19 protein-coding genes and 1 other RNA gene are annotated in these 21347 nt (G+C 43.9%); 9 read left to right on the top strand and 11 right to left on the bottom strand.

All coding sequences use genetic code 11. The features are described 5' to 3' along the window. Positions 1-92: 92 nt before the first annotated feature. Entirely contained in the window at positions 93-1187 is a 1095-nt protein-coding gene (locus tag W234_RS0105715) for an RNA-guided endonuclease InsQ/TnpB family protein (RefSeq protein WP_025643888.1), read from the top strand. A gap of 111 nt (positions 1188-1298) precedes the next feature. On the opposite strand, the gene creC is transcribed toward W234_RS0105715, so the two are convergent. Both creC and W234_RS0105705 read right to left on the bottom strand, forming a co-directional pair. Then, entirely contained in the window at positions 1299-3077 is a 1779-nt protein-coding gene (gene creC, locus W234_RS0105710) for a two-component system sensor histidine kinase CreC (protein ID WP_025645600.1), read from the bottom strand. Further along, positions 3077-3847 carry a response regulator transcription factor gene (locus W234_RS0105705; RefSeq protein WP_025645599.1) on the bottom strand — a complete coding sequence of 257 codons (771 nt, stop codon included), beginning with the start codon at positions 3845-3847 and terminating at the stop codon, positions 3077-3079. The genes creC and W234_RS0105705 overlap by 1 nt, the downstream gene beginning before the upstream one ends. A gap of 279 nt (positions 3848-4126) precedes the next feature. On the opposite strand from W234_RS0105705, the gene W234_RS0105700 reads away from it, so the two are divergent. The 6 genes from W234_RS0105700 (at position 4127) to W234_RS0105680 (ending at position 8422) form a co-directional block, all read left to right on the top strand. After that, positions 4127-4798 (top strand): alpha/beta hydrolase, encoded by a 672-nt coding sequence (locus W234_RS0105700; protein WP_025645598.1) that lies wholly within the window; start codon positions 4127-4129, stop codon positions 4796-4798. 196 nt (positions 4799-4994) lie between these two features. Beyond that, positions 4995-5353, top strand: a transfer-messenger RNA (tmRNA) gene (ssrA, locus tag W234_RS14300). Positions 5354-5516: 163 nt separating this feature from the next. Continuing rightward, positions 5517-6758 carry a tyrosine-type recombinase/integrase gene (locus W234_RS0105695; RefSeq protein WP_025645597.1) on the top strand — a complete coding sequence of 414 codons (1242 nt, stop codon included), beginning with the start codon at positions 5517-5519 and terminating at the stop codon, positions 6756-6758. Between the two features lie 75 nt (positions 6759-6833). Then, positions 6834-7136 carry a type II toxin-antitoxin system HicA family toxin gene (locus W234_RS0105690; protein WP_025645596.1) on the top strand — a complete coding sequence of 101 codons (303 nt, stop codon included), beginning with the start codon at positions 6834-6836 and terminating at the stop codon, positions 7134-7136. Positions 7137-7138: 2 nt separating this feature from the next. Further along, positions 7139-7486 carry a type II toxin-antitoxin system HicB family antitoxin gene (locus tag W234_RS0105685; RefSeq protein ID WP_025645594.1) on the top strand — a complete coding sequence of 116 codons (348 nt, stop codon included), beginning with the start codon at positions 7139-7141 and terminating at the stop codon, positions 7484-7486. A 279-nt stretch (positions 7487-7765) separates the two neighbouring features. After that, positions 7766-8422 (top strand): IS1595 family transposase, encoded by a 657-nt coding sequence (locus W234_RS0105680; RefSeq protein ID WP_025645592.1) that lies wholly within the window; start codon positions 7766-7768, stop codon positions 8420-8422. Positions 8423-8631: 209 nt separating this feature from the next. On the opposite strand, the gene W234_RS0105675 is transcribed toward W234_RS0105680, so the two are convergent. From W234_RS0105675 to ppsA, 6 genes are all read right to left on the bottom strand, one after another. After that, positions 8632-8871 carry a hypothetical protein gene (locus W234_RS0105675; RefSeq protein WP_025645590.1) on the bottom strand — a complete coding sequence of 80 codons (240 nt, stop codon included), beginning with the start codon at positions 8869-8871 and terminating at the stop codon, positions 8632-8634. A 234-nt stretch (positions 8872-9105) separates the two neighbouring features. Beyond that, a complete protein-coding gene (gene rplI, locus W234_RS0105670; protein WP_025645588.1) occupies positions 9106-9621 on the bottom strand; it encodes a 50S ribosomal protein L9 in 516 nt (171 codons plus the stop codon). 20 nt (positions 9622-9641) lie between these two features. Further along, the gene (gene rpsR / locus W234_RS0105665; RefSeq protein WP_010198808.1) at positions 9642-9872 is read right to left on the bottom strand and encodes a 30S ribosomal protein S18; all 231 of its coding nucleotides are present in this window, start codon (positions 9870-9872) and stop codon (positions 9642-9644) included. A 16-nt stretch (positions 9873-9888) separates the two neighbouring features. Continuing rightward, positions 9889-10275, bottom strand: coding sequence for a 30S ribosomal protein S6 (rpsF, locus tag W234_RS0105660; protein WP_025645577.1), 387 nt, complete (start codon positions 10273-10275; stop codon positions 9889-9891). Positions 10276-10554: 279 nt separating this feature from the next. After that, positions 10555-11568 (bottom strand): RDD family protein, encoded by a 1014-nt coding sequence (locus W234_RS0105655; RefSeq protein ID WP_025645575.1) that lies wholly within the window; start codon positions 11566-11568, stop codon positions 10555-10557. Between the two features lie 244 nt (positions 11569-11812). Further along, positions 11813-14197, bottom strand: a complete 2385-nt coding sequence (gene ppsA / locus W234_RS0105650) for a phosphoenolpyruvate synthase (protein WP_025645573.1) — start codon at positions 14195-14197, stop codon at positions 11813-11815. Positions 14198-14739: 542 nt separating this feature from the next. Here ppsA and W234_RS0105645 point away from each other — a divergent pair. Next, positions 14740-15579 carry a pyruvate, water dikinase regulatory protein gene (locus W234_RS0105645; RefSeq protein ID WP_025645571.1) on the top strand — a complete coding sequence of 280 codons (840 nt, stop codon included), beginning with the start codon at positions 14740-14742 and terminating at the stop codon, positions 15577-15579. A 183-nt stretch (positions 15580-15762) separates the two neighbouring features. Continuing rightward, positions 15763-17412, top strand: a complete 1650-nt coding sequence (sthA, locus tag W234_RS0105640) for a Si-specific NAD(P)(+) transhydrogenase (RefSeq protein WP_025645566.1) — start codon at positions 15763-15765, stop codon at positions 17410-17412. Positions 17413-17499: 87 nt separating this feature from the next. Here the strand turns inward: sthA and W234_RS0105635 are convergent, their stop codons facing one another. The 3 genes from W234_RS0105635 to W234_RS0105625 form a co-directional block, all read right to left on the bottom strand. Next, positions 17500-18747, bottom strand: coding sequence for an ABC transporter permease (locus tag W234_RS0105635; RefSeq protein ID WP_025645563.1), 1248 nt, complete (start codon positions 18745-18747; stop codon positions 17500-17502). After that, on the bottom strand, positions 18747-20033 hold the full coding sequence (locus tag W234_RS0105630; protein ID WP_051397439.1) for an ABC transporter permease: 1287 nt from the start codon (positions 20031-20033) through the stop codon (positions 18747-18749). The genes W234_RS0105635 and W234_RS0105630 overlap by 1 nt, the downstream gene beginning before the upstream one ends. A 12-nt stretch (positions 20034-20045) precedes the next feature. Continuing rightward, positions 20046-21215, bottom strand: a complete 1170-nt coding sequence (locus W234_RS0105625) for an HlyD family secretion protein (protein WP_025645559.1) — start codon at positions 21213-21215, stop codon at positions 20046-20048. Between the last annotated feature and the right edge of the window lie 132 nt (positions 21216-21347).

Genomic DNA, 21347 nt, shown 5'->3' with positions numbered 1-21347 from the left:
TCCTTCTAGGGCATGGATGTAAGGCGTCAACCGTTGTCACCTAAGATGACATCTACCTTGTCAACTCTGCTTATTGAGATCATAATCATTCTATGAAAACGCTCAAACTACGCACCAAAGACAAACATGCCAAGCAGCTCAATATCTTAGCTGGTGCGGTCAACTTTGTCTGGAATTACGTCAATGAGCTTAGTTTTAAACATCTTAAGCGCACAGGCAAATTCTTTTCAGCCTATGACTTGGCCACGTACACCAAAGGGGCTAGTGAATACCTAAATCTGCACAGTCAAACCTTGCAAGCGATCAGTGAGGTTCACGCTAAATCCCGTAAACAGTTTAAAAAAGCCAAACTCAACTGGCGTACTAATAATCCAAAAGCCAAGAGAAGAAGCTTGGGCTGGATTCCGTTTAAAAAGACTGCCATTAAGCACTTAGCAACCCGTCAATCAGGCAAGAAAAGCCTTAAGTCCACTATCCAACTAAGCCTCGCTAAGGGTAAAAAACTCACAATAGATCTATGGGACAGCTATAATCTAGCCCTGTACAGCATCAATACTCTGGAGCTAGTGCAAGACAATCGCGGCCACTGGTATGCCTGTATCACCGTTAAAGACTTTCCTAAGGTTAAAGGTGGTGATGGTAAGGTTGGTGTTGATTTAGGGTGTAAGGATGCTGCTACCAGCAGCCAAGGCGACAAGCTAACCATTAAGCAAACCCAGAAATGGGCTAAAAAACTTACCATTGCTCAAAGAGCAAACCATAAAAAGCGCGTAAAAGCCATTCACGCCAAGATAAAAAACACTCGTCAAGACTTAATTCACAAGTTTACCACCAGTCTGATTAAGGACAACGCCTTGATAGTGGTCGGTAAACTTCAATCAAGCTCATTTACTTCAAGCAAACTAGCTAAGTCTGTCTATGACGCAGGATGGTTTGAGATGAAGCGACAACTGGATTATAAATGCAAGTATGCAGGTTGTCACTATATCGAAGTTAATGAAAGTTACACCACCCAGACTTGTTCGTGTTGCGGCTCACGCCAAAACAGTCCGAAAGGTAGAGCAGATCTTGGAATAAGAGAATGGATATGCGAGTGCGGTGTCACTCATGACCGCGATATTAACGCGGCCAAAAACATTCTTGCGGTCGGGCTTGACCGTCTTGTAGAAGGAATCCCCTCCGTTTAGGGAGGGGAGGAAGTCAAACCTTAAGTCTAGATAGCAAGTTTCGATAGAGCTATCGTAGAATATTGAGGTATGAACCCTGTGCAGAGATGATGGATGTTTAATGAATTAATCTTAGTTAGCCAAAGGTAAGATAATACGTACCAAAACACCTTGAGAGGGACTGCTAAGAGTTTTAGTTGCTGTATGGTTTATATAGTCATCTACGTTATCGATACTAACGCTACCGCCATGATGCTCAATGACTTGCTTGACTAAAGTTAATCCAAGCCCCGTACCTTTTTTCAAATGATTACCGTTTGCTTGAGGCGATTGTTTTTGATGCGATAGACTAAAATAACGATCAAAGGCTTTGGCAATAGCGTAATCAGGGAGTGGCTGGCCATCATTTAAGATATCAATCGTGACGCTGTTTTGTGCCGTCGTCACCTCAATACTCACCTCATTGCTAGCGAAATAAATGGCATTATCAAGGACGTTTTGCAGCGCTTGCACCAACCAAAAGCGATCGGCTGCAACGGTAGTCTTGGCTAAGAGAGCAGGTGAGTAAACTTGCTCAGCGGCGATATGGTTTATCTGCTTATGATCAATAAGAAGCTTGATAGGGGTTAGATGACGCTGCTGAACCTTGACGCTACTGTCTTTTATTAAGCTAGTGAGGATAGGAGTTAGCGAGATAGCTTGACGGTTTAATCTAAAAGTGGGCTGCTCAACTTTCGCCAGCAGTAACAGCCGATCAATGAGCTGCTGCATTTTGATACTCTGCTCGCCAATCGCTTGGCTAAGCATCTGCCTATCGTCTAGATCTAGATTGTCATCTTCTAATAGCTCACCGCTTGCGCGAATAGCGGTCAGAGGACTCTTTAGCTCATGAGTCAGCGTGTGTACATAGTCGCTAACGTACGCTCTATTCTCTAACCGATGTTTCATCGACTCGATAGTGTCGGTCAAGCTGTTGAGCTCATGAGCTAAATAAAAGTATGGCTTTTTAGTGTCCTCGGCAAGCGCGCTAGTATAGCGAGTCACAAGACTGATACTTTGCTGCAGCCACCAAGCGACAAGTCCTGCCAAAATCAGTGAAACAATACTAATAAGTAGAGTCGTGATCAGCATACGCTGGCGCGTATTATTGAGATAGGGTAAGACGCTATCGACCGGTTTACCGACACTGACCACGCCAATCAAGTGACCTAAATCATCCTTGATAGGCTGAGCGACATACATAATTGAGCTGCCGCGGGTGCTGTTAGTGTCAGGCGTACTGCGCGCGCCGTACTGGCCTCTAAGGGTCAGATACACATCGTTCCAGCGGCTATAGTCTGCGCCTTCAGCATTATCAGATGCGGGTAGGGAGTCGTACAGAACGATGCCTTGACTATTGGTAACGTAAAGCCGAAAGCTGCTCGCCGTTTTTTGCTTATATTCAGGCTCATTATCTAGGTTATAAGCGGTTTTAGCCGTTTTACTTTTAATACTGTGATCTTTAAAGCTAGCGGGTTGAGCGATAAAAGCGCTATCTAACTGTTGCTGATAGGCGGTATTTGATATTTGCCCTGATTGTACAGGTTCTTGGAGATTGGCAGCCATCATCTTACTGGTATCGAACAAAGTATCTTCAATGACTTGCTGCGCGGTAGGCTTGACGTGCTCAAATAGCTGCGTAAATACCACAATGCCTGAGACTATCAGGATCAAAGCCACCGCTAACCAAATCCGAAAAAATATACTTAAATTTAGCGGCTGTTTAGGCTGAGCTTGCTGCTGAGACGTACCCATTGGATGCAGCTTAGTATACCAATTGTTTTGACTTACATCGCTATTGGCATTGCTATTGGCATCGGCATCGCTATTGATCTGCGTATCAGCACTATTTTTGTGTTTGGAAGTAGACATTAGGCAGGACACAGTCCATAGCCCAGACCACGATGGGTATGGATGACATCGATATCAGGATGAATGCTGGCCAGCTGCTTACGGATAGATTTGACATGGCTGTCTATCGTTCTTGCCAATCGGTGATCAGGATAATCGCTGATCGCATTTAACAGCTGTTCACGACTAAAGACTTGATTAGGCGCTTGCAATAAAGCCAATAAGATTTTGCGCTCAGTATTGCTCAGCTCAAGCTTTTGTCCATCCCAAGTCAGCGAATAGTTCAACGGCTGATAGTGCCAGTCTCCTGAGCTATAAGTATAGCTGACCGGCGATTGTGAGACTAAACCGGCATCATCTATAGTCTTATCAGACTCCTTATACTGACTAGATAACTGCTCACGTCGCCAAACCGCTTTCAATCTTGCCACTAATTCTCGCGGGCTAAAAGGCTTAGCACAATAGTCATCACCGCCCATCTCAAGCCCTAAGATACGGTCAACCTCATCGCTACGCGCGGTCAAAAATATAATCGGTATATCCTTTAAACTACCCAATTCAGAGTCATGACGAATCTGTTGGCATAAGCTTAGGCCATCACCGTCTGGTAGCCCCACATCCAAAATAATCGCTGATAACGCTTGTACCTCTGCGTCATGCAAACGACGCAGCTCTGGCAATACACTACTAGCATTGTCAAGCCAAGTGATTTGCCAGCCTTCACGCTTACAAGTCACTTTGAGTGACATAGCGATAGCCGGATCGTCTTCTACTAAGAGGATATGAGTCATAGCGTTTTATCTTAATTGTTTTTGGGTGTCTAAAAGACAGCTGCCGTATTTATGAGCTTTGCCATTGAAAAGTCGCAGGCTAGCATCATAAATACAGATAATTGTTAGAAGCATAATTTTTGTAATAAAGCTATCCTAGCATAGATAGCTGAGAAGACTATGTGACAAGCAAGCAAAGCGTATGAAAAACTTATGGATAATCACTCTGCTAAGAATCACAAGACTTGAAGATGCTTTGTAGGTAATAATAATTTGTCTGAACTGAAATAAGGAAATTGTATGAGTAATTATTTGGATGTGGTCACCGTAGAGCATAATCCTGCGAATAAGCCCATTGAGCGCGCGGTGATTTGGCTGCACGGTCTTGGCGCGAGCGGACATGATTTTGAGCCAGTCGTGCCGCAGTTGGGTCTCGATAATGATATGGCGGTAAGATTTATCTTTCCGCATGCGCCGCAGATACCCGTAACTATTAATGGCGGTATGGTGATGCCGGCTTGGTACGATATTTTAGAGATGAGTCTTGATCGCAAAATCGACGTAGCACAAATCGAGAAATCCTCGCAGCAAATTCGCGATTTAATTCAGCGCGAGATTGAACGCGGGGTCAAACCTGAGCATATTGTCATCGCTGGGTTCTCGCAGGGCGGGGCAGTGGCCTACCATGTGGCGCTAAGCTATCCACAGCGCTTAGCTGGTCTTATGACCTTGTCTACTTATTTGGCAACCAATGATAGCCTAAGCTATAGTGATATTAATAAAGACTTACCGATTCTCATTGAACACGGCGTGCAAGATCCGGTAGTGCCAGTAGTATTAGGCCAGCAAGCCCAGCAGCTATTGACAGATAAAGGCTATGACGTTGAATTCAACACTTATCCCATGGCGCATCAAGTCTGTATGCCGCAAATCCAGAATATCGGTAAATGGTTAAATAAGGTTTTAGCTTAACTTTTTCTTATAAATATTGCCTTATAAATGGTCTCTTAGCTATTGAAATCAGGTGAGTTGACCCTATATAGTAAGTAGAGTAATTAAGACAGATGGATAAGCTTTAAACGTAATAGCCAACCTGTAAATTAATGTAATAACTAACGGTTATAGGTTGAGTCAAAGCTAAAGTTAGTCTAAAATACTCAGTCTTATTGGGGATGTTCTGGCTTCGACGCTGGTGATGAAACTCAATGATGCATGTCGAGAGTGTATGTCCTCTCGTAAATCAAACATATATTGTTATAGTCGCAAACGACGAAACTTACGCTCTAGCAGCTTAAACCCTGCTTACTGCGCTGCCGATTACCTATAGTTGGTTAGCCCAGTTGAAGCGTCCGTATATAGGTTCGCCACAAGGGATTGTCTCAATCGCTTGGGTTCAAAAGTAGAGACTCGTCCAATCCATCCTGACTGTCGGATCGGTGCGGACTAAAACTAAAGACAGAAACTAAACATGTAGAGTCATGAGCGTAATGCTGGCGGACGCGGGTTCAACTCCCGCCATCTCCACCAAACACTGATAAAGGGCTGACCGTCATAGACCGTCAGCCCTTTATTTTGGGCGTTTTTTGGGTTTTGAGTATCTTATAGGGGTATGGCGTCCTATATAGAATGTTGGTATTATTGTTGGTATTAGAGTTTATACACCTTTTCAATACCAACAAAGGATAGTCAAATGCCCTTGACTCATACGGTTATCAATAAGCTACAGCCTAGCGATAAAGCTACCCTAAGCAAGCGACCTGACAAGCATAGTGACGGTAACGGGCTGCAACTATGGGTTAGATATACGGGCGTTAAGTCATGGATTAGCGCCTACCGCTGGCAAGGTAAACAGCAAACCTTAACTATTGGCACTTATCCAGTCATGAGCTTGCAAGATGCAAGGCAGCGCAATATTGAGATCAAACGCTTAATAAAAGACGGTGTGAACCCTAAAGATCATAAAAAAGAGCAGCAAGCCAGCCAAAGCGGTTCTAATATTTTCGATAACATAGCCCAGTCATGGTATAGCGAGCGCAAAACCTACCTAGCCGAAAGCACCTTTAGCCGTAACTATTCCGCCTATATGCGCGATGTAAAGCCCTCCATTGGTCATAAAGATATAAACGACATAACCGCGCCTGACATATTGGCTATTGGTAAAGCAGTAGAGAGCCGCGGCGCTAGTGAGATGGCAAGGCGTACCATTAGAGAAGTAGGGCAGATATTCAAACATGCCATACGCAATGGACTAGCCACACATAACCCAGCCACCGACCTAGCCGAAGCAATCAAACCACACAAAACGACCAATCACCACCGTATCACTAGCCAGCAACTACCTAAGCTACTAAAAGACATAGATGCTTATGGTGGTGATGCACTGGTAAAGCTAGGGTTATGGTTCTTATGCTATACGTTTGTACGCACCAATGAGATCCGCTTCATGGAATGGCAAGATATAGATTTTGAGCGCGGCTTATGGACTATACCAGCTGATAAGATGAAAGCAGGGCGCTTGCATATCGTACCACTAGCACCGCAAGCCATAGCGATACTGGAGCAGATCAAGGCGCTAGGCTTTTCGGATCAGTACGTTTTCTTTAATACCTCAACACGCAAGCCATACAGTCAAAGCGCGTTTATCAATGCCCTATGGAATATGGGTTATAAGGGCAAGATGACAGGGCACGGCTTTAGGGGTTTAGCCAGTACCACGCTACACGAACAGGAATACATGCACGAAGCTATAGAGCTGCAATTGGCACACGATAGAGAAAACAAGATAAGTGCAGCCTATAACGGGGCGCAGCATTTAAAGTATAGAACGGATATGATGATTGAGTGGGCAAACTTCATTGATGATGCTTATGCTGGCAAGATTGATAACGTCATACACGGTAACTTTAAACAATCAGCACAAAAGCTAGGTTAAGACTTAGCAATACTAAATAAACATTGTTAGTATCACTATATGATACTATAATGACCGTAGAGCTAGGGATATACCATGCAACGTAAGCACCTAAAGACACTTAATATTATCTTTACTAAGCCTATATCAGCAAATATAAAATGGGCAGACATTGAAGCCCTATTTACAGCACTAGGGGCAGATATTAGCGAAAGGGCAGGATCAAGAATAGCGGTAGTGTTAGATGGTGAAGTACAGGTCTATCATCGACCACACCCCCAGCCAACAACCGATAAAGGCGCAGTAGCTAGCGTTCGCAAGTGGTTAGATAGCTTAGGATATAGTCCTATTAATGAAGCCAAAGATAGTGCCCCCGTAACTAATGACAGTGAGGAATAATCATGCAAAACATTATGATGATTAATGACCATAAAGCCATTATTCAATATGACCCTGAACTAGGTTTATTGCGTGGAGAATTTGTAGGGTTAAATGGTGGGGCTGACTTCTATGCTGACAGTATCACAGCCTTACAGAATGAAGGTGAACAGTCATTACAAACTTTTTTAGACGTTTGCCAAGAAAACGGCATTGAGCCTTATAAAAGCTTTTCAGGTAAGTTTATGACCCGTATGCCAAGTGAGCTACACGAGCAAGTAACGACTATTGCTACTAGCCACGGTATGAGCCTTAATCAATGGATTACTGACACACTTGCCAATGCTGTCAATAATGAGGGCATGGCTTAGCACCAACTATGCAAGGCTAGGACTAATTACCCGAACGACAGCTATTTACACACCCTTATGCTGTCACTGCCTTGCACCTATTTTTAAGGGTGTAGGGGTGTGATGTGGGATATTTTGACAATATAAAAGAACAATTAGACAAGCAATTCATATCAGTAAAGGACAGCATAACATTCATATTTCATCAGGATAATTGCACTTATCAAGATGCCTTTAATCTTGTGGTAAAAACATTAATCTTGGGGCTGTAGTAGATAAGCACTATGCTAGACTACTTTTATGAAGATAACCCATTGTAAACTCAGTAAAAAAGTACAGCGAAGGCTGTTAGAGTTTTTCACAGCTGAAGTTACTGCTAGAACAGCCGCAGATTTGCTTGATATTCAGCCTAATACTGCTGCACTTTTTTATCATAAAATAAGACTTGTGATAGACTATCATCTCTCGTTAGAAGCTGATGAGCTTTTTGATGGTGAGGTCGAATTAGATGAAAGTTACTTTGGCGGTGTACGCAAAGGCAAAAGAGGTCGCGGGGCTGCTGGTAAAACCGCTGTATTTGGGATTCTAAAACGAAACGGTAAGGTTTATACCATTGTCGTAGCAGACACCAAACAGACTACCCTAATGCCTGTCATCAAGCGTAAAATCAAGCCTGACAGCTTTGTTTATACGGATAGCTATCGAAGTTATAATGCATTAGATGTGAGTGAGTTTAAACATTTCAGAGTCAATCATTCTAAAGAGTTTACTTGTGGTAAAAACAATCACATCAACGGCATTGAGAACTTTTGGAATCAGTCTAAACGAACGCTCAGAAAATATAATGGAATTGATAAGAAGCATTTCCATTTATTTTTAAAAGAGTGTGAGTTTAGATTTAACTATGGCTCACCATCTAATCAGCTGAAAACGCTGAAAAAATGGTGTGATATTTAATCCTTATCTACTACAGCCCCTTATTCTTTATAGTATTTAGGTGTGATGTACATGTTATTTACTACAAATACAAGGTATCAATACTAGGACGCTAGTATCAAGTACTACAGCTACTATGTTTTAAAGCGACTAAGTAGTTTTAAAACGATTAAATATCAAAGCGGGTTTAGGCAAAACTAAGAATTATCTACCTACTATAGAAGTCTCTTCTAAGCGTAAATTTGGTTATTTAATTTATCAAAATGAGCATCTCTGACTTTGGTTGTCATAATATCAAAATGAATAGAGATACCAGAGCTGTCTCTTTTAGCGTACCAGTATTCATCGTTACAGCCAGTTGGCAACTCAAAAAACTTGTCGTTGATAAAGTCGCCTACAGTATAGACGTGTCCTTCTGCATAAAAAGCATTGCCACTCGTACATACTAATTTATCACCAGTCTTAATCATGTTTGTTCTCCTACCAATTAAAACGAAGCACGCTTATGATAGTAAAATTCATGATAAAAGAACATGGAGAAGGTGCTGAGCGGTTGAATGAGTATGCCGAGCGGTAGTGTATGAAACTAAGGGCATGATATTTATAGTGTTTTGTTGAAGTCTAGTCAATTTCTATAGCCATAAAAGAAGCCAGTGACTTTATGTCACTGGCTTCTTTTTGACTTCGATTAGAGAATATAAATCTTACTCTTCAGAAGTCTCTTCGTTTTGATCAACGGCTTCTTCTTCAACGTCTTGGTCTTCGTCATCATTGTCTTCAGACAAGATAGTTACCAAGATGCTAGCAGTAACGTCGTGATGTAGCTGAATATCAACATTGTATTCGCCAATCTGACGTAGTGTACCTTCCGGAAGCTTAATCTCAGAACGGTCTACTTCTAGACCTGAGTTAGTTAGAGCTTCAGCGATATCACGAGTACCGATAGAACCGAATAGCTTGCCTTCGTCACCAGATTTCGCACGCATGATAACATTAACGTCAGTTAACGCATCAGCACGAGTCTGTGCAGTAGCGATCTCGGCAGCTTCTTCAGCTTCAAGCTCAGCGCGGCGAGCTTCGAACTTTTCGATATTCGCTTTAGTAGCAGGAAGCGCTTTGCCCTGAGGGATAAGATAGTTACGTCCGTAACCTGGTTTTACATCGACAGTTTCACCGAGTTTACCAAGGTTGACGATACGCTGTAACAAAATAATTTGCATGAGTCACTCCTAGTTAACGGTTAACCCTGATGGTTGTCAGTGTACGGAAGTAGCGACAAGTAACGAGCTTGCTTGATAGCAGTGGCTAGTTGGCGCTGATATTTAGTAGACGTACCAGTAATACGACTTGGTACAATTTTACCATTGTCACTGATGTACTGTTTTAGCAGTTCAACATCTTTATAATCGATGTGAGTGATGCCTTCAGCAGTGAAACGGCAGAATTTGCGACGGCGATAGAAACGTGCCATAAGTATTCTCCTTTAATTAGTCTTCACTGTTGTTGTCATTGTTGTCTGAACGACGTGGCGTAGCTTTACGTGCGCGTTTTTCATCGGCGTTTTTAGCTAGCTGTGACTCTTCAGTGATTGCTTCATCACGGCGCATGACTAAGCTACGGATGATGGCATCGTTATAACGGAATAACTCTTCTAACTCTTCTAGAGTCTCACCGTCAGTTTCGATGTTGAATAACACATAATGAGCTTTATGAATCTTGTTGATTGGATAAGCCAGTTGACGACGGCCCCAATCTTCTAGACGATGGATGATACCATTGTTGTCTTGAACCAACTTGATATAGCGTTCAACCATGCCGACAACTTGGTCGCTTTGGTCTGGGTGTACAATTAACACCACTTCGTAATGTCGCATTTGGACTCCTTACGGATTAGTAGCTACCGGCCCTATGCAGGTAGCAAGGAGATTTATAAGGTAAACTTAGTCTCAGCTATTATTACACAGAGCGATAAGCTTAGGATATAAAGCGCAGTATTATAACAGTACTCAAGCGTTAACACAAAGGTTAATGCGGATAAAAGGAGTTAATTGTAGCGCTTATTATTTACAAACGATAAGGCTAGCCATAAAAAAAGTAGCGACTAAGCGCTACTTTTTGAAATATTTTAATTAGGAGACGTGAGTTTACTATAGTTATTTCACTTTAGGCTGTTTAACCAGCTGTTTGCTATCTGCTTTAACCACTAAAGTTTTAGCGAGTTTGTCGTGCCAACCGATATTCTCGGGACTTTTTGAGGCCATGTAATAATGAACGGCAATCACTATAAAACCTAAAAAACTCGTAAATGAAAACAGTAGATTATAGACAATAAGTAGCAGCAACGTGCGCATCACTATCAGTTTAAAAAAGGACGGTATTCTATGCGTGGTTTGATCCACTACGCGAATACCCGTAATCAGTTTACCCAAAGACTGGCCACGCAGAATAATAAATAAGAGCTGCAGGGCAAATAAGCCAAATACCATAACTTGTGACATCATCAAAGTACCACTAGGGATGCTCTCTATTAAGGTCATTGAGTACTGATAAGCGGCGTCCATATTTTGAATATCTTGAAATTTAGTATAATCGATATCCATTTTGGTTAGGGCCAATACTAGTGGAAAGATGGCTAATATATAGAGCAAACCATTGACCGCAGTGGCTAGTATCCGCGACATGACAGGCGCTAAGATTACATCTCCGATAACGACATCATTGGCGCTTGCTACTCTAGCGCTGCCAGACTTATTAAGCGAGATATTATTGCTTGGTGAATGGTCGCGATTAGTGGTCATATCTACTTTAGACTTTTTACCATCTGTCGCTGAGCGCTCAGGCTTACCATAGAGTCTATCCAAAGAAAGTTTTTTACCGTTCAAACCGTCTTGATTGGCGCTAGTATTAGTGTCATCAGAGTCTTCTGGAAAGACAGTGACGTTACTGATAATAGAGTCATCATCACTACCATTAACGGTTGTATTATTCATGGTCGGGCGATAGTAAGGTTGATTGGCTGTCAAGTCACCGAGCCGTTGCCAGTTCGCTAAGCCTTCGTGCCACATCAAATCATCAAGCACCACCTCACCTGAGGTAAGCATGATATTGAGCTGATCTAGAGTATAAGGGCCTGCTTGGACATTATTTCGAGCAAGAAAAATTTGCATAATGAGTGATATCTTAATTCGCTGATGATAAGTTTTTGCTTTTATAAATGAATTTATTGGGTCAAAGTGACTTATAACAAGGTTAGTATTTCACTATAGGGTAAATACAGCTTAGGGTTTGCTCGCTATTTCATCAAAACTAATGATGAATAGCAAGCAAACCCTAATAATAGTGACTAGTTACGATCTTTAATAGCAGCTGCATTATGCTTAACACTACCTAAAGCTCATATCTCCTAGGTAACTATTTAGCCTCTTCACCAGCTAGGAAGAACCAAGTATCAAGTACTGAATCAGGGTTCAATGATACCGAGCTGATACCTTGTTCCATTAGCCAAAATGCTAGATCTGGATGGTCTGATGGGCCTTGACCACAAATACCGATATACTTGCCAGCTTTGTTACAAGCTTCGATAGCCATAGACAATAGCTTCTTAACTGCAGGGTCACGCTCATCAAATAGATGTGAGACGATACCTGAGTCGCGATCTAGACCTAGCGTCAACTGAGTCAAATCGTTTGAACCGATAGAGAAGCCATCAAAATGCTCTAAGAACTCGTCTGCTAGTAAGGCGTTGGTCGGCAGCTCGCACATCATAATGACACGTAGACCGTTCTCGCCGCGCTTTAGGCCATTTTTCTCTAATAGCTCAATGACTTGCGCCGCTTCATCAACAGTACGCACGAAAGGAATCATAATCTCGACGTTGGTCAGACCCATCTCGTCACGTACGCGTTTGAGCGCTTTACACTCAAGCTCGAAGCAGTCACGGAAGTTGTCAGAGACATAACGGCTCGCGCCGCGGAAACCAAGCATTGGGTTCTCTTCTGATGGCTCGTACAATTTACCACCTAAAAGATTGGCATATTCGTTCGATTTAAAATCTGACATCCGTACGATAACCGGTTGATCCATAAAGGCAACGGCTAGCGTTGAGATACCCTCAACCAGCTTATCGACATAAAAATCAACAGGTGAAGCATAGCCTGAAATACGCTCATTGATCGCTTGTGAGATCTCACGTGGCAGGCTGTTCATGTTAAGTAGTGCTTTTGGATGCACGCCAATCATACGGTTGATGATGAACTCTAAACGCGCAAGACCGATACCTTCGTTAGGCATTTGGGTAAAGGAGAAGGCGCGATCAGGGTTACCAACGTTCATCATAACCTTGAACGCCAGCTCTGGCATAGACTCAATCGAGTTGGTTTGGATATCAAAATCAAGCTGACCTTCATAGATAAAGCCGGTGTCGCCTTCAGCACAAGAGGCAGTCACTTCTTGACCATCAACCAATAGCTCGGTGGCGTTACCACAACCAACGATAGCGGGTACGCCAAGCTCACGCGCAATGATAGCGGCATGACAAGTACGGCCACCACGGTTAGTAATAATAGCAGAAGCGCGCTTCATGACCGGCTCCCAATCAGGATCGGTCATATCAGAGACTAAGATATCGCCGTCTTCGACTTTATCCATCTCGTTTAGGTTACTGACAACGCGGACTTTACCGGCGCCGATACGCTGTCCGATTGAGCGACCTTCACATAATACTTTGGCATCACCAGTATTGATGACGTAACGCTCCATGACGTTGCTATCTTGACGGCTCTTGACCGTTTCAGGACGCGCTTGCACAATAAAGATCTGGCCGCTATCGCCATCTTTAGCCCATTCGATATCCATCGCTTGACCATAGTGCTGCTCAATAGTCATCGCTTGCTTGGCAAGAGAGGTCAGCTCTTCAGTAGATAAAGAGAACTGCATACGCTCTTCTTTTTCTACATCAACGACTCTGACTGATTTAGCGGTGCTACCTTCATCACCATAAATCATCTTTTTGTGCTTGCTACCTAAGTTGCGGCGGATGACAGAGGGTTTGCCATCGTTAAGTAGACGCTTAGATAAATAGAACTCGTCAGGGTTGACCGCGCCTTGTACGACCATCTCACCGAGGCCATAGCTTGAAGTGATAAACACCACTTGATCAAAACCGCTTTCGGTATCTAGAGTGAACATCACGCCCGCTGCACCTGTCTCTGAGCGCACCATACGCTGAACGGCTGCAGATAAAGCGACGCCTTCGTGCTCAAAGCCTTTGTGTACACGATAAGAGATCGCGCGATCGTTGTATAGTGAGGCAAACACTTCTTTAATAGCGATAAGAACGTTATCAATACCGCGAATATTTAGGTAAGTCTCTTGTTGACCGGCAAATGAAGCATCTGGCAAATCTTCAGCAGTCGCAGAAGAGCGAACCGCAACCGCGATGTCTTCGCCGCCACTCATCACTTCAAACGATTTACGCACCTCAGCTTCAAGATCTGCTGGCAGCTCTTGTTCGACAATCCAATTACGGATTTTTTTACCCGTAGCAGCAAGCTTATTGACGTCATTAATGTCTAAGGTTTTCAGCTCGCTGTTGATCTTGTCAAGCAGACCTGTTTCGTTCAAAAAACGGTTAAAAGCATTTGAGGTGGTGGCAAAGCCGCCAGGAACGCTAACACCTAAATCTGATAAGTGGCTAATCATCTCGCCAAGAGAGGCGTTCTTACCACCGACCATCTCAATATCGTCTTTTCCTAACTGATCAAGATTGATTACAAGTGCTGTAGATTGCGCTGCCATGATAACTCCAAAAAATAAGGTTATTTAGTAAGGATTATAAAGGTGGATTATACGCCTATATTTTGCGAATTTCGAGAGGATAAGGTAAAAACTTTGAAAAAAGATACAAAATTTAGAGTTTTTTACGTCTTTGTAGCTCAGCGGCTACTGTAATAGCAACGAGATGTATTATCAGTAACCTACATGTAGTGAGAATATTGCTAAAACTTAATAGCAAATCACAATAAAAATAGCAAAGTAAATCGCTAAGACAAAACAGAGTAGTGGATAGTTTCTACTTTAAAGGCACTGGTACATTTTGCCCTCAACATCGATTCCTATTCAGGCGCTATTATGAGTATAATGTAAGGCATTACTATCAAATAACTCACTTAGGTTTAGCAAGCCACCAGTCACCATCAGAAAATAGAGCGATTAGATAGAGTGGCTAAAAAATAGTTGCTTCTCATTAACAAACACTTCATAGAGCTTTAAGGTTGTCCGTTATGTATTTCAATAATCCCTCTGAACCAGATAAACCAACTATTCAGAACCGGCATGCTATGAGCTTAGATAACTCACAAGCGATTAGAAGTGCATTTTTTATCTCTGATGGTACGGCGATTACCGCTGAAACTTTGGGGCGCTCGATTCTAAGTCAGTTTGCTTCTGTGCCTTTTGAAACACATGTTTTGCCTTATGTCGATAGTATCGAGCGTGCTGAGGATGCGGTGGCCCGGATCAATATGGCGTATCAGCGCGACGGCTTATTACCGCTGGTGTTCGATACTATCGTCAGCCCTGAGATTCGCGAAACAGTGAATTCTGCCAAAAGCTGTAATCTAGATATGTACGAGGGTTTGATTGGCCGTATCGCTGAAGAGATGGGTGTTGAGCCGGATGGTCACTCAGGCCACGCGCATGATAATGTTGATTCTGAGACTTACAAAGAGCGTATCGATGCGGTGCACTTTGCCTTGGATAATGATGATGGCGCGCGTACCCGTCACTATAATATGGCGGATATTATTCTTATTGGAGTTTCGCGCTCAGGAAAAACGCCAACGTCGCTTTATTTAGCCTTACAATTCGGCATTCGGGCGGCCAACTATCCGCTGACTGAAGATGATTTGTACGACAATCAATTACCAAAATCCTTGCGCGAGCATAAGGACAAGCTGTTTGGGCTAGTGATTAATACCGATAGGCTAGTAAAAATTCGCCAAGAGCGCCGCGCCGGTAGCCGGTATTCTAGCTATCAACAAGTGCAGCAAGAGCAGCGCGCGATACAAGGCATTTATATCTCTCAAGGTATCCCGAACTTGGATGTCTCTGAGATGTCTGTTGAAGAGATTGCGACTCGCATACTGCAAATGACAGGTCTCAAGCGTCGCATTGGTTAGCAAAAGGCATATCTATGAGTCAATAGTATGAGTTCCGTAATCCAAGCCTGACTATACTAATAAGAGATATTGCTCATTAAGGACATTGCAAAATTAGGACTCATCGAGTACGGTGGGCATCCTCAAAAGTCATAAGATAAAGTATAAATATTAAAAACCACATAAACTAATAAAGAGGTTACGATGGCCAGCAAGAATAAAGGTGATGACACCAATGACACCGGTTTAGATACTAGCACCGAAGTCTCAAATAAAGATAGCGGCAGCGCGCCAAATACAGCGCCTGAGAAAACCACAGACGCCAGTAAAAAAGAAAAAATCGAACAAACACATGATCAAGTGAATGATGACATCATGCATCATCCGGACTTGGTCAATCCGCTAGATGATACGCGTATCGATATCAAATCAGAATTTACCAAAGACTCACAGCGTATCAAAAGCGATAAGCATGAATTTGAATATGATGCTGTGGTCTTAGGGGCGGGTCCTGCTGGCGAGGCGGCGGCAATGAAGCTAACAAAATCTGGCAAAAAGGTCGCGGTTATTGACCCGCGGGAGCAAGTTGGCGGCAACTCGACGCACGTCGGCACCATTCCGAGTAAGGCACTGCGTCAATCGGTTTTTAACCTCATTAACTTTCGCCGCGATCCTATGTTTACCAAAGCGCTAGAGTATGAGCGCGTACCGCTCAATAAAGTACTAGCCAACGCGCGCCGCGTGATACGCGACCAAGTCAGTACGCACAAGCGTTTTTATGAGCGTAATCAGATCGACGTCATTCAAGGCTGGGCAAGTTTCGTCGATAAGCACACCTTAAAGGTTGAAACTGATGAAAACATCTTTGAAACCGTCACCTTTAATAAAGCCATTATCACCGTAGGCAGTCGTCCTTATCGACCTGAGATCTTAGACTTCGATCATCCGCGCGTTTTTGACTCTGATAAAATTCTACAGATGGATTATGTGGTCAGAAAGATCATCATCTACGGCGCGGGGGTTATTGGCTGTGAGTATGCCTCTATCTTTACGGGACTTGGATATAAAGTCGACTTGATTAATAACCAAGACAAGCTACTGAACTATCTCGATAGTGAGATTAGTGATGCGCTAGCGCATGACTTTAGACAGTTTGGCGTGCTCATTCGTAACAATGAAGAGATCGATCATCTAGAGACGCATGACGATCATGTCGTTCTTCATCTAAAGAGTGGTAAAAAAATCAAGTCTGATGCTATTCTTTGGTCAAACGGGCGCTCTGGTAATACCGAAGGTCTTAATGTAGAGGCAATCGGTCTAGAAGCCAATAGCCGCGGTCAGCTCAAAGTTGATGATCATTATCGTACCGAAGTGGATAACATTTATGCTGCTGGCGACGTGATAGGTTGGCCTTCGCTAGCCTCGGCCGCTTATGACCAGGGGCGCTGTGCAGCCGCCTTTATGGTTGGTGATAGCGATGCCGAACCCGTCTCAAGCGTGCCAACAGGAATTTATACAATTCCTGAGATATCGAGTATCGGTAAGACTGAGCAGGAGCTCACTGATGAGCGAGTGCCTTATGAAGTCGGTCAAGCCTTCTTTAAGCATCTGGCGCGCGCGCAAATCATTGGTGAGCGTACCGGCGTTCTTAAGATCTTATTCCACCGTGAGACGTTGGAGATATTAGGGATTCATTGCTACGGCAATCACGCCTCAGAGATTATTCATATTGGGCAGGCGGTAATGAAATGTCATGCTACGCTTGAGTATTTTGTGAATACCACCTTTAACTACCCAACGATGGCAGAAGCTTATCGCGTGGCGGCGCTCAATGGTCTTAATCGCGTGTTTTAAATATTGAATGACAATTAGCTATTGAAAGTAAAAAAGCGTCTGTCTATTTTGCAGGCGCTTTTTTTGCATCGTTTTAATTGAAGCGGACTATATCTTATAAACCGCACTATCTTTTTGTGCCAATCGCCGCCGAAGCAGTAATAAGACTATAAAATAAAAGACCCATAAGCCAAGCAAAGCATAAAAACCAGTCGCTACTTGCGCGATGCTAGCGCCCATTTGGTTAAGCTGTACCGAAGTATTGATAGCAGGGGTCGTTGGCACAAGCCAGCGCACGATTTGCAAAACCTCTGGTAGCTGATTGGCCGGCCACGGGTAACCGCTCATAAAAAACACCGGTAATGAGCTGAAAATCAAAATCTGCATACTGCGCTCGCGTTGACGCAGCCATAAGCCAAACACGCAGCCAAGCGTCGCGACCGTCGGACAATATATCAGCAAAAATAGTAGACTACCGAGCATGTTTTTGCCGCGCGGGTAGTTATGCAGCTCAAACGCCCAGCCGTAGTAAAAGCAGCCAACCACAAAGCTCAACGTACTAAGGGCTGCAATACGTCCTAGCCAGCCAGCAATACTAGTAGTATGGCGACGCATCTCAAACCAAGTACCTACGAGCATCGCGGCCGCTATCAGTAAGGTCTGCTGCAATATAATAATAGACACCGCTGGCACCACGTAGGCGCCGTAGCCTTCGGTCTGATTATATAAAGGCGCAATCTGTAACGGTACCGCTTGAGTGTTTTGCGCGGCAGTCGGCATATATGCCCCTTGTGCTACGCTTTTTTTCACCTCAATTCCTGCTGAGACGGTGCTGACCGCTTGCAAAAACCCAGTTTGCACGTTTTTATTTAATAAAAAATAACCGCCGTTACCCAGTACGCTAACACTAGCCGCTTTACCCGCCATCACTTGCTGTTCAAGTCCGGCTGGGATAATCATAAATCCTGCTATCTCATCGCTCCAGATGGCTTCTTTAGCTTGCTGCTCATCTACGAAGTTTACGGTGTTCAACTGCGGGCTAGCACTAGCATAGCGGCTGATCGTACGAGATAAATCGCTACGATCATAATCAACAATGCCGACAGGGACGTTATTGACGACTTCTGAAGAGTAAGGCCAAGGATAAAAAAAGCCATAAATAATTGGTGCGATAATAAGCATCAAAAGCACGCCTTGATCTTTAAAGACATCGACAAGGGTCTGCTTAAAGTTTGCCCAAAAAGTATCGGCTATCTCCGTATCAGCAACAGTAACAGCGATTGACGCAGCATCTTTCTTTAAGGCTTCTGAATCTATAGGCGCTTTTTTACTTTGCTCAAAAGATGGTTTTGTCATCAGCGGGCCCCCCAGCGCTCAGGATGCGCTAAAGCACGCTTAGCACAGACTACTGAAAGCAGCATTAATATAAGCACCGCTAACAGTAGACCGTAGATGATCGGTTCTGATATCGCTACCGGAGCATGCATCTGTATTTGTGCAATCTGCAGCTGTAGATAATGGGTCAAGGGCAGAGCGTCTGCCCAATGTTTGGCGCTATCGGTAATAGCGATATAAGGGTAAGTCACCCCAGCAAAAGCGTAAGAGGGCACTGAGATAAAACCCGTCGCTGATAAGCCCATACGTAAAGAAAACGAGGTTAAAGTAAAAAAAGCGCCCAGCCAAAACGATAAGAACATCAAAGTGATAAAAGCTAGGTAAGTAAGCGTTATAGAATCAAAGCTTAGATCCTCTCGCATGGTCGCAAGCCATAAGGCGAGTGCCGCCCATAAGCAGTACGCCAGTAGCGGCCAAAAGTACTTACCAAGTAAACCGAAAAACAGCACGAGCAGACTAGGTTTAGTGGTGGGAGTATAAGTTGCCTTATTCGCTAAATTAGCCTGAGCAATTGTATGAGCTTCAGGAGAATTGTCAGTACTTAAGTTAGGACGCCCAGTATCAATAAAGCGATACCAACGACCAAGCTGCTTATCGCGTAGCTCGCGACCGATAGTAGTGGCACCAACGACCATCGCTAAGATGTGTAATAACGCAGGAATCACCGTTGAGCCCAAAAACTGCTGATAGTTAGTCACGGTATTAAATAGGCTAGTACGCTGAATACTGATAGGCGAGTAGTTGATGGCAGCCTCAGAGGGTGCCATGCCTTGCTTGACTAAACGTTGAATCTCAACGCCAGCCGATAGCGTGGCGGTAACGNNGGCTTGGACGCTCGTCTGAATGATGCCAGAGTGCGTGCCGTATTGCGCATTGACTTGTAGTAGTACCGGCGCAGGTTTGCTGGCTAAAATGTTAGTCGAAAAATCATCTGGAATCACCACGACGCCGTAGATATCGCGTTGCAAGATGGCGGCTTCAGCGCGAGCGGCCGAGCTATAAAGACTGGCAACCTCAAGGTTGGGATGCGCGTCCAAATAGCGAGTTAAGGTATTAGCCACAGGACTATTATCTTCATCAATCACGCCAATTGGTAGATCAGTGATTTGCGTCTGTGAAAAAATCCACCAGACTAACAAAATCGTCGCTAGAGGAATCCACAAAATCATCGCCAGATCCCAAGGGTTTTTTTGTAAAAACCGCCGCTCATAACTAGCACTGCGTACAAACGCTTGTATCAGACGCATGATTCGTGACTCTTAGTTTTGGGAAGGGTTTGCTGCAGTCGTTGTTTGCGGATCGATATCTACTAACACACTCATGCCTGAACGAATGCGCGCATCAGCGGTATTTGGCCGAGCCTTTATCTCAAAAGTGCGTACATCAAAGCCGTCATCATTATTAGTCGGTCGCCAAGTGGCAAAATCCGATAAGCTAGACGAAGCATAGACAGTAAAGGTCTTTGTATAAGGGCGATTGGCTGCAGATAAAGCCGGGATGGTGCCGGTAAACTGTTGCCCGATGGCGAACCGATTCAGATGATCTTCGGTTACGTTAAGGACCACCCATTGGTCATCGGTATTGACTAAAGTCAGTATGGGTACGCCTTGACCGATGACCTCACCATTACTGACGATGACATTATCTACCACCCCAGCGATAGGGCTTTTTAGATTGGCTTCTTCTTTGGCGACCAACGCCTCTTCAAGCTTAGCTTCGACCTGCGCCACTTGCGCATTAGCGGCTGACTTATCTTCACTACGCGCGCCTTCTAACGCCAGATCGTATTGCAAACGCGCAGCTTCAGTTTGATCTTGAGTGGCGAGATACTTAGCATAAGCTTCATCGCGCTTCTGCCGCGCCATTAGACCTTCTTGATAAAGACGGTTGACCCGCTCATAGGTGTTGGCGGCTAAGTCTGAGGCGGCTTTATTGGCTTGCCAAGCGGCCTTTGCCTGCGCGATCTCTTGCGGGCGAGCGCCATTTTCTGCTTTATCTAACTGGCTTTGTGCGGCATCGAGACCTGCTCGTGCTTGGTTGACCTTGGCATTGATCTCTGGCGAGTCCATCTCAATGAGCTGCTGTCCGGCCTCGACCTTATCGCCTTCGGTGACTAATATCTGGGCGATACGTCCAGGTACTTTGGCCGCGATAGAGGTCTGCTTCATTTGCATCTGACCTTGCAACGTAATACTCTCAGGTGCGCTTGACTGACTGCTTTTATATAGGCCATAAGCGATAAGCGCTAGAACTAGCAATAGGATTACTGCAAACATAGCTTTTTTTATGTTTGCAGCCTTGTTTGCTGATTTTTTATGTGGATAGGGCGTCGTCGTTTTCTCTAGTTCCTCAGCATTATCAGAGGGTTTGTTATCATGAACCGGATCTAATGTATTGACATCATCAGCGTCGTTATGAGAGTTAGCCATGATATAACGTTCCTAAAGCAAGTGAGTAAGAAGTGAAAAATGAGTATAAAAGCTAAGAAAATGAAGGTTAATATAGGTCGAATGCCTTAAAAGTGTCATAGCGCGTTAAAGTGTCATAACGCGCTTCGATCC

This window comes from Psychrobacter sp. TB15 (genome assembly GCF_000511655.1).
In the GTDB taxonomy this organism is placed as follows: domain Bacteria; phylum Pseudomonadota; class Gammaproteobacteria; order Pseudomonadales; family Moraxellaceae; genus Psychrobacter; species Psychrobacter submarinus.
The sequence above is the reverse complement of the archived record's forward strand: the minus strand, read 5'-3'. Positions and strand labels throughout refer to the sequence as shown.

Coding starts and splice junctions, on each gene's coding strand:
- W234_RS0105715 (WP_025643888.1), top strand. CDS start 93: ATGAAAACGCTCAAACTACGCACCAAAGACAAACATGCCAAGCAGCTC.
- creC (WP_025645600.1), bottom strand. CDS start 3,077: ATGTCTACTTCCAAACACAAAAATAGTGCTGATACGCAGATCAATAGC.
- W234_RS0105705 (WP_025645599.1), bottom strand. CDS start 3,847: ATGACTCATATCCTCTTAGTAGAAGACGATCCGGCTATCGCTATGTCA.
- W234_RS0105700 (WP_025645598.1), top strand. CDS start 4,127: ATGAGTAATTATTTGGATGTGGTCACCGTAGAGCATAATCCTGCGAAT.
- W234_RS0105695 (WP_025645597.1), top strand. CDS start 5,517: ATGCCCTTGACTCATACGGTTATCAATAAGCTACAGCCTAGCGATAAA.
- W234_RS0105690 (WP_025645596.1), top strand. CDS start 6,834: ATGCAACGTAAGCACCTAAAGACACTTAATATTATCTTTACTAAGCCT.
- W234_RS0105685 (WP_025645594.1), top strand. CDS start 7,139: ATGCAAAACATTATGATGATTAATGACCATAAAGCCATTATTCAATAT.
- W234_RS0105680 (WP_025645592.1), top strand. CDS start 7,766: ATGAAGATAACCCATTGTAAACTCAGTAAAAAAGTACAGCGAAGGCTG.
- W234_RS0105675 (WP_025645590.1), bottom strand. CDS start 8,871: ATGATTAAGACTGGTGATAAATTAGTATGTACGAGTGGCAATGCTTTT.
- rplI (WP_025645588.1), bottom strand. CDS start 9,621: ATGCAAATTATTTTGTTACAGCGTATCGTCAACCTTGGTAAACTCGGT.
- rpsR (WP_010198808.1), bottom strand. CDS start 9,872: ATGGCACGTTTCTATCGCCGTCGCAAATTCTGCCGTTTCACTGCTGAA.
- rpsF (WP_025645577.1), bottom strand. CDS start 10,275: ATGCGACATTACGAAGTGGTGTTAATTGTACACCCAGACCAAAGCGAC.
- W234_RS0105655 (WP_025645575.1), bottom strand. CDS start 11,568: ATGCAAATTTTTCTTGCTCGAAATAATGTCCAAGCAGGCCCTTATACT.
- ppsA (WP_025645573.1), bottom strand. CDS start 14,197: ATGGCAGCGCAATCTACAGCACTTGTAATCAATCTTGATCAGTTAGGA.
- W234_RS0105645 (WP_025645571.1), top strand. CDS start 14,740: ATGAGCTTAGATAACTCACAAGCGATTAGAAGTGCATTTTTTATCTCT.
- sthA (WP_025645566.1), top strand. CDS start 15,763: ATGGCCAGCAAGAATAAAGGTGATGACACCAATGACACCGGTTTAGAT.
- W234_RS0105635 (WP_025645563.1), bottom strand. CDS start 18,747: ATGACAAAACCATCTTTTGAGCAAAGTAAAAAAGCGCCTATAGATTCA.
- W234_RS0105625 (WP_025645559.1), bottom strand. CDS start 21,215: ATGGCTAACTCTCATAACGACGCTGATGATGTCAATACATTAGATCCG.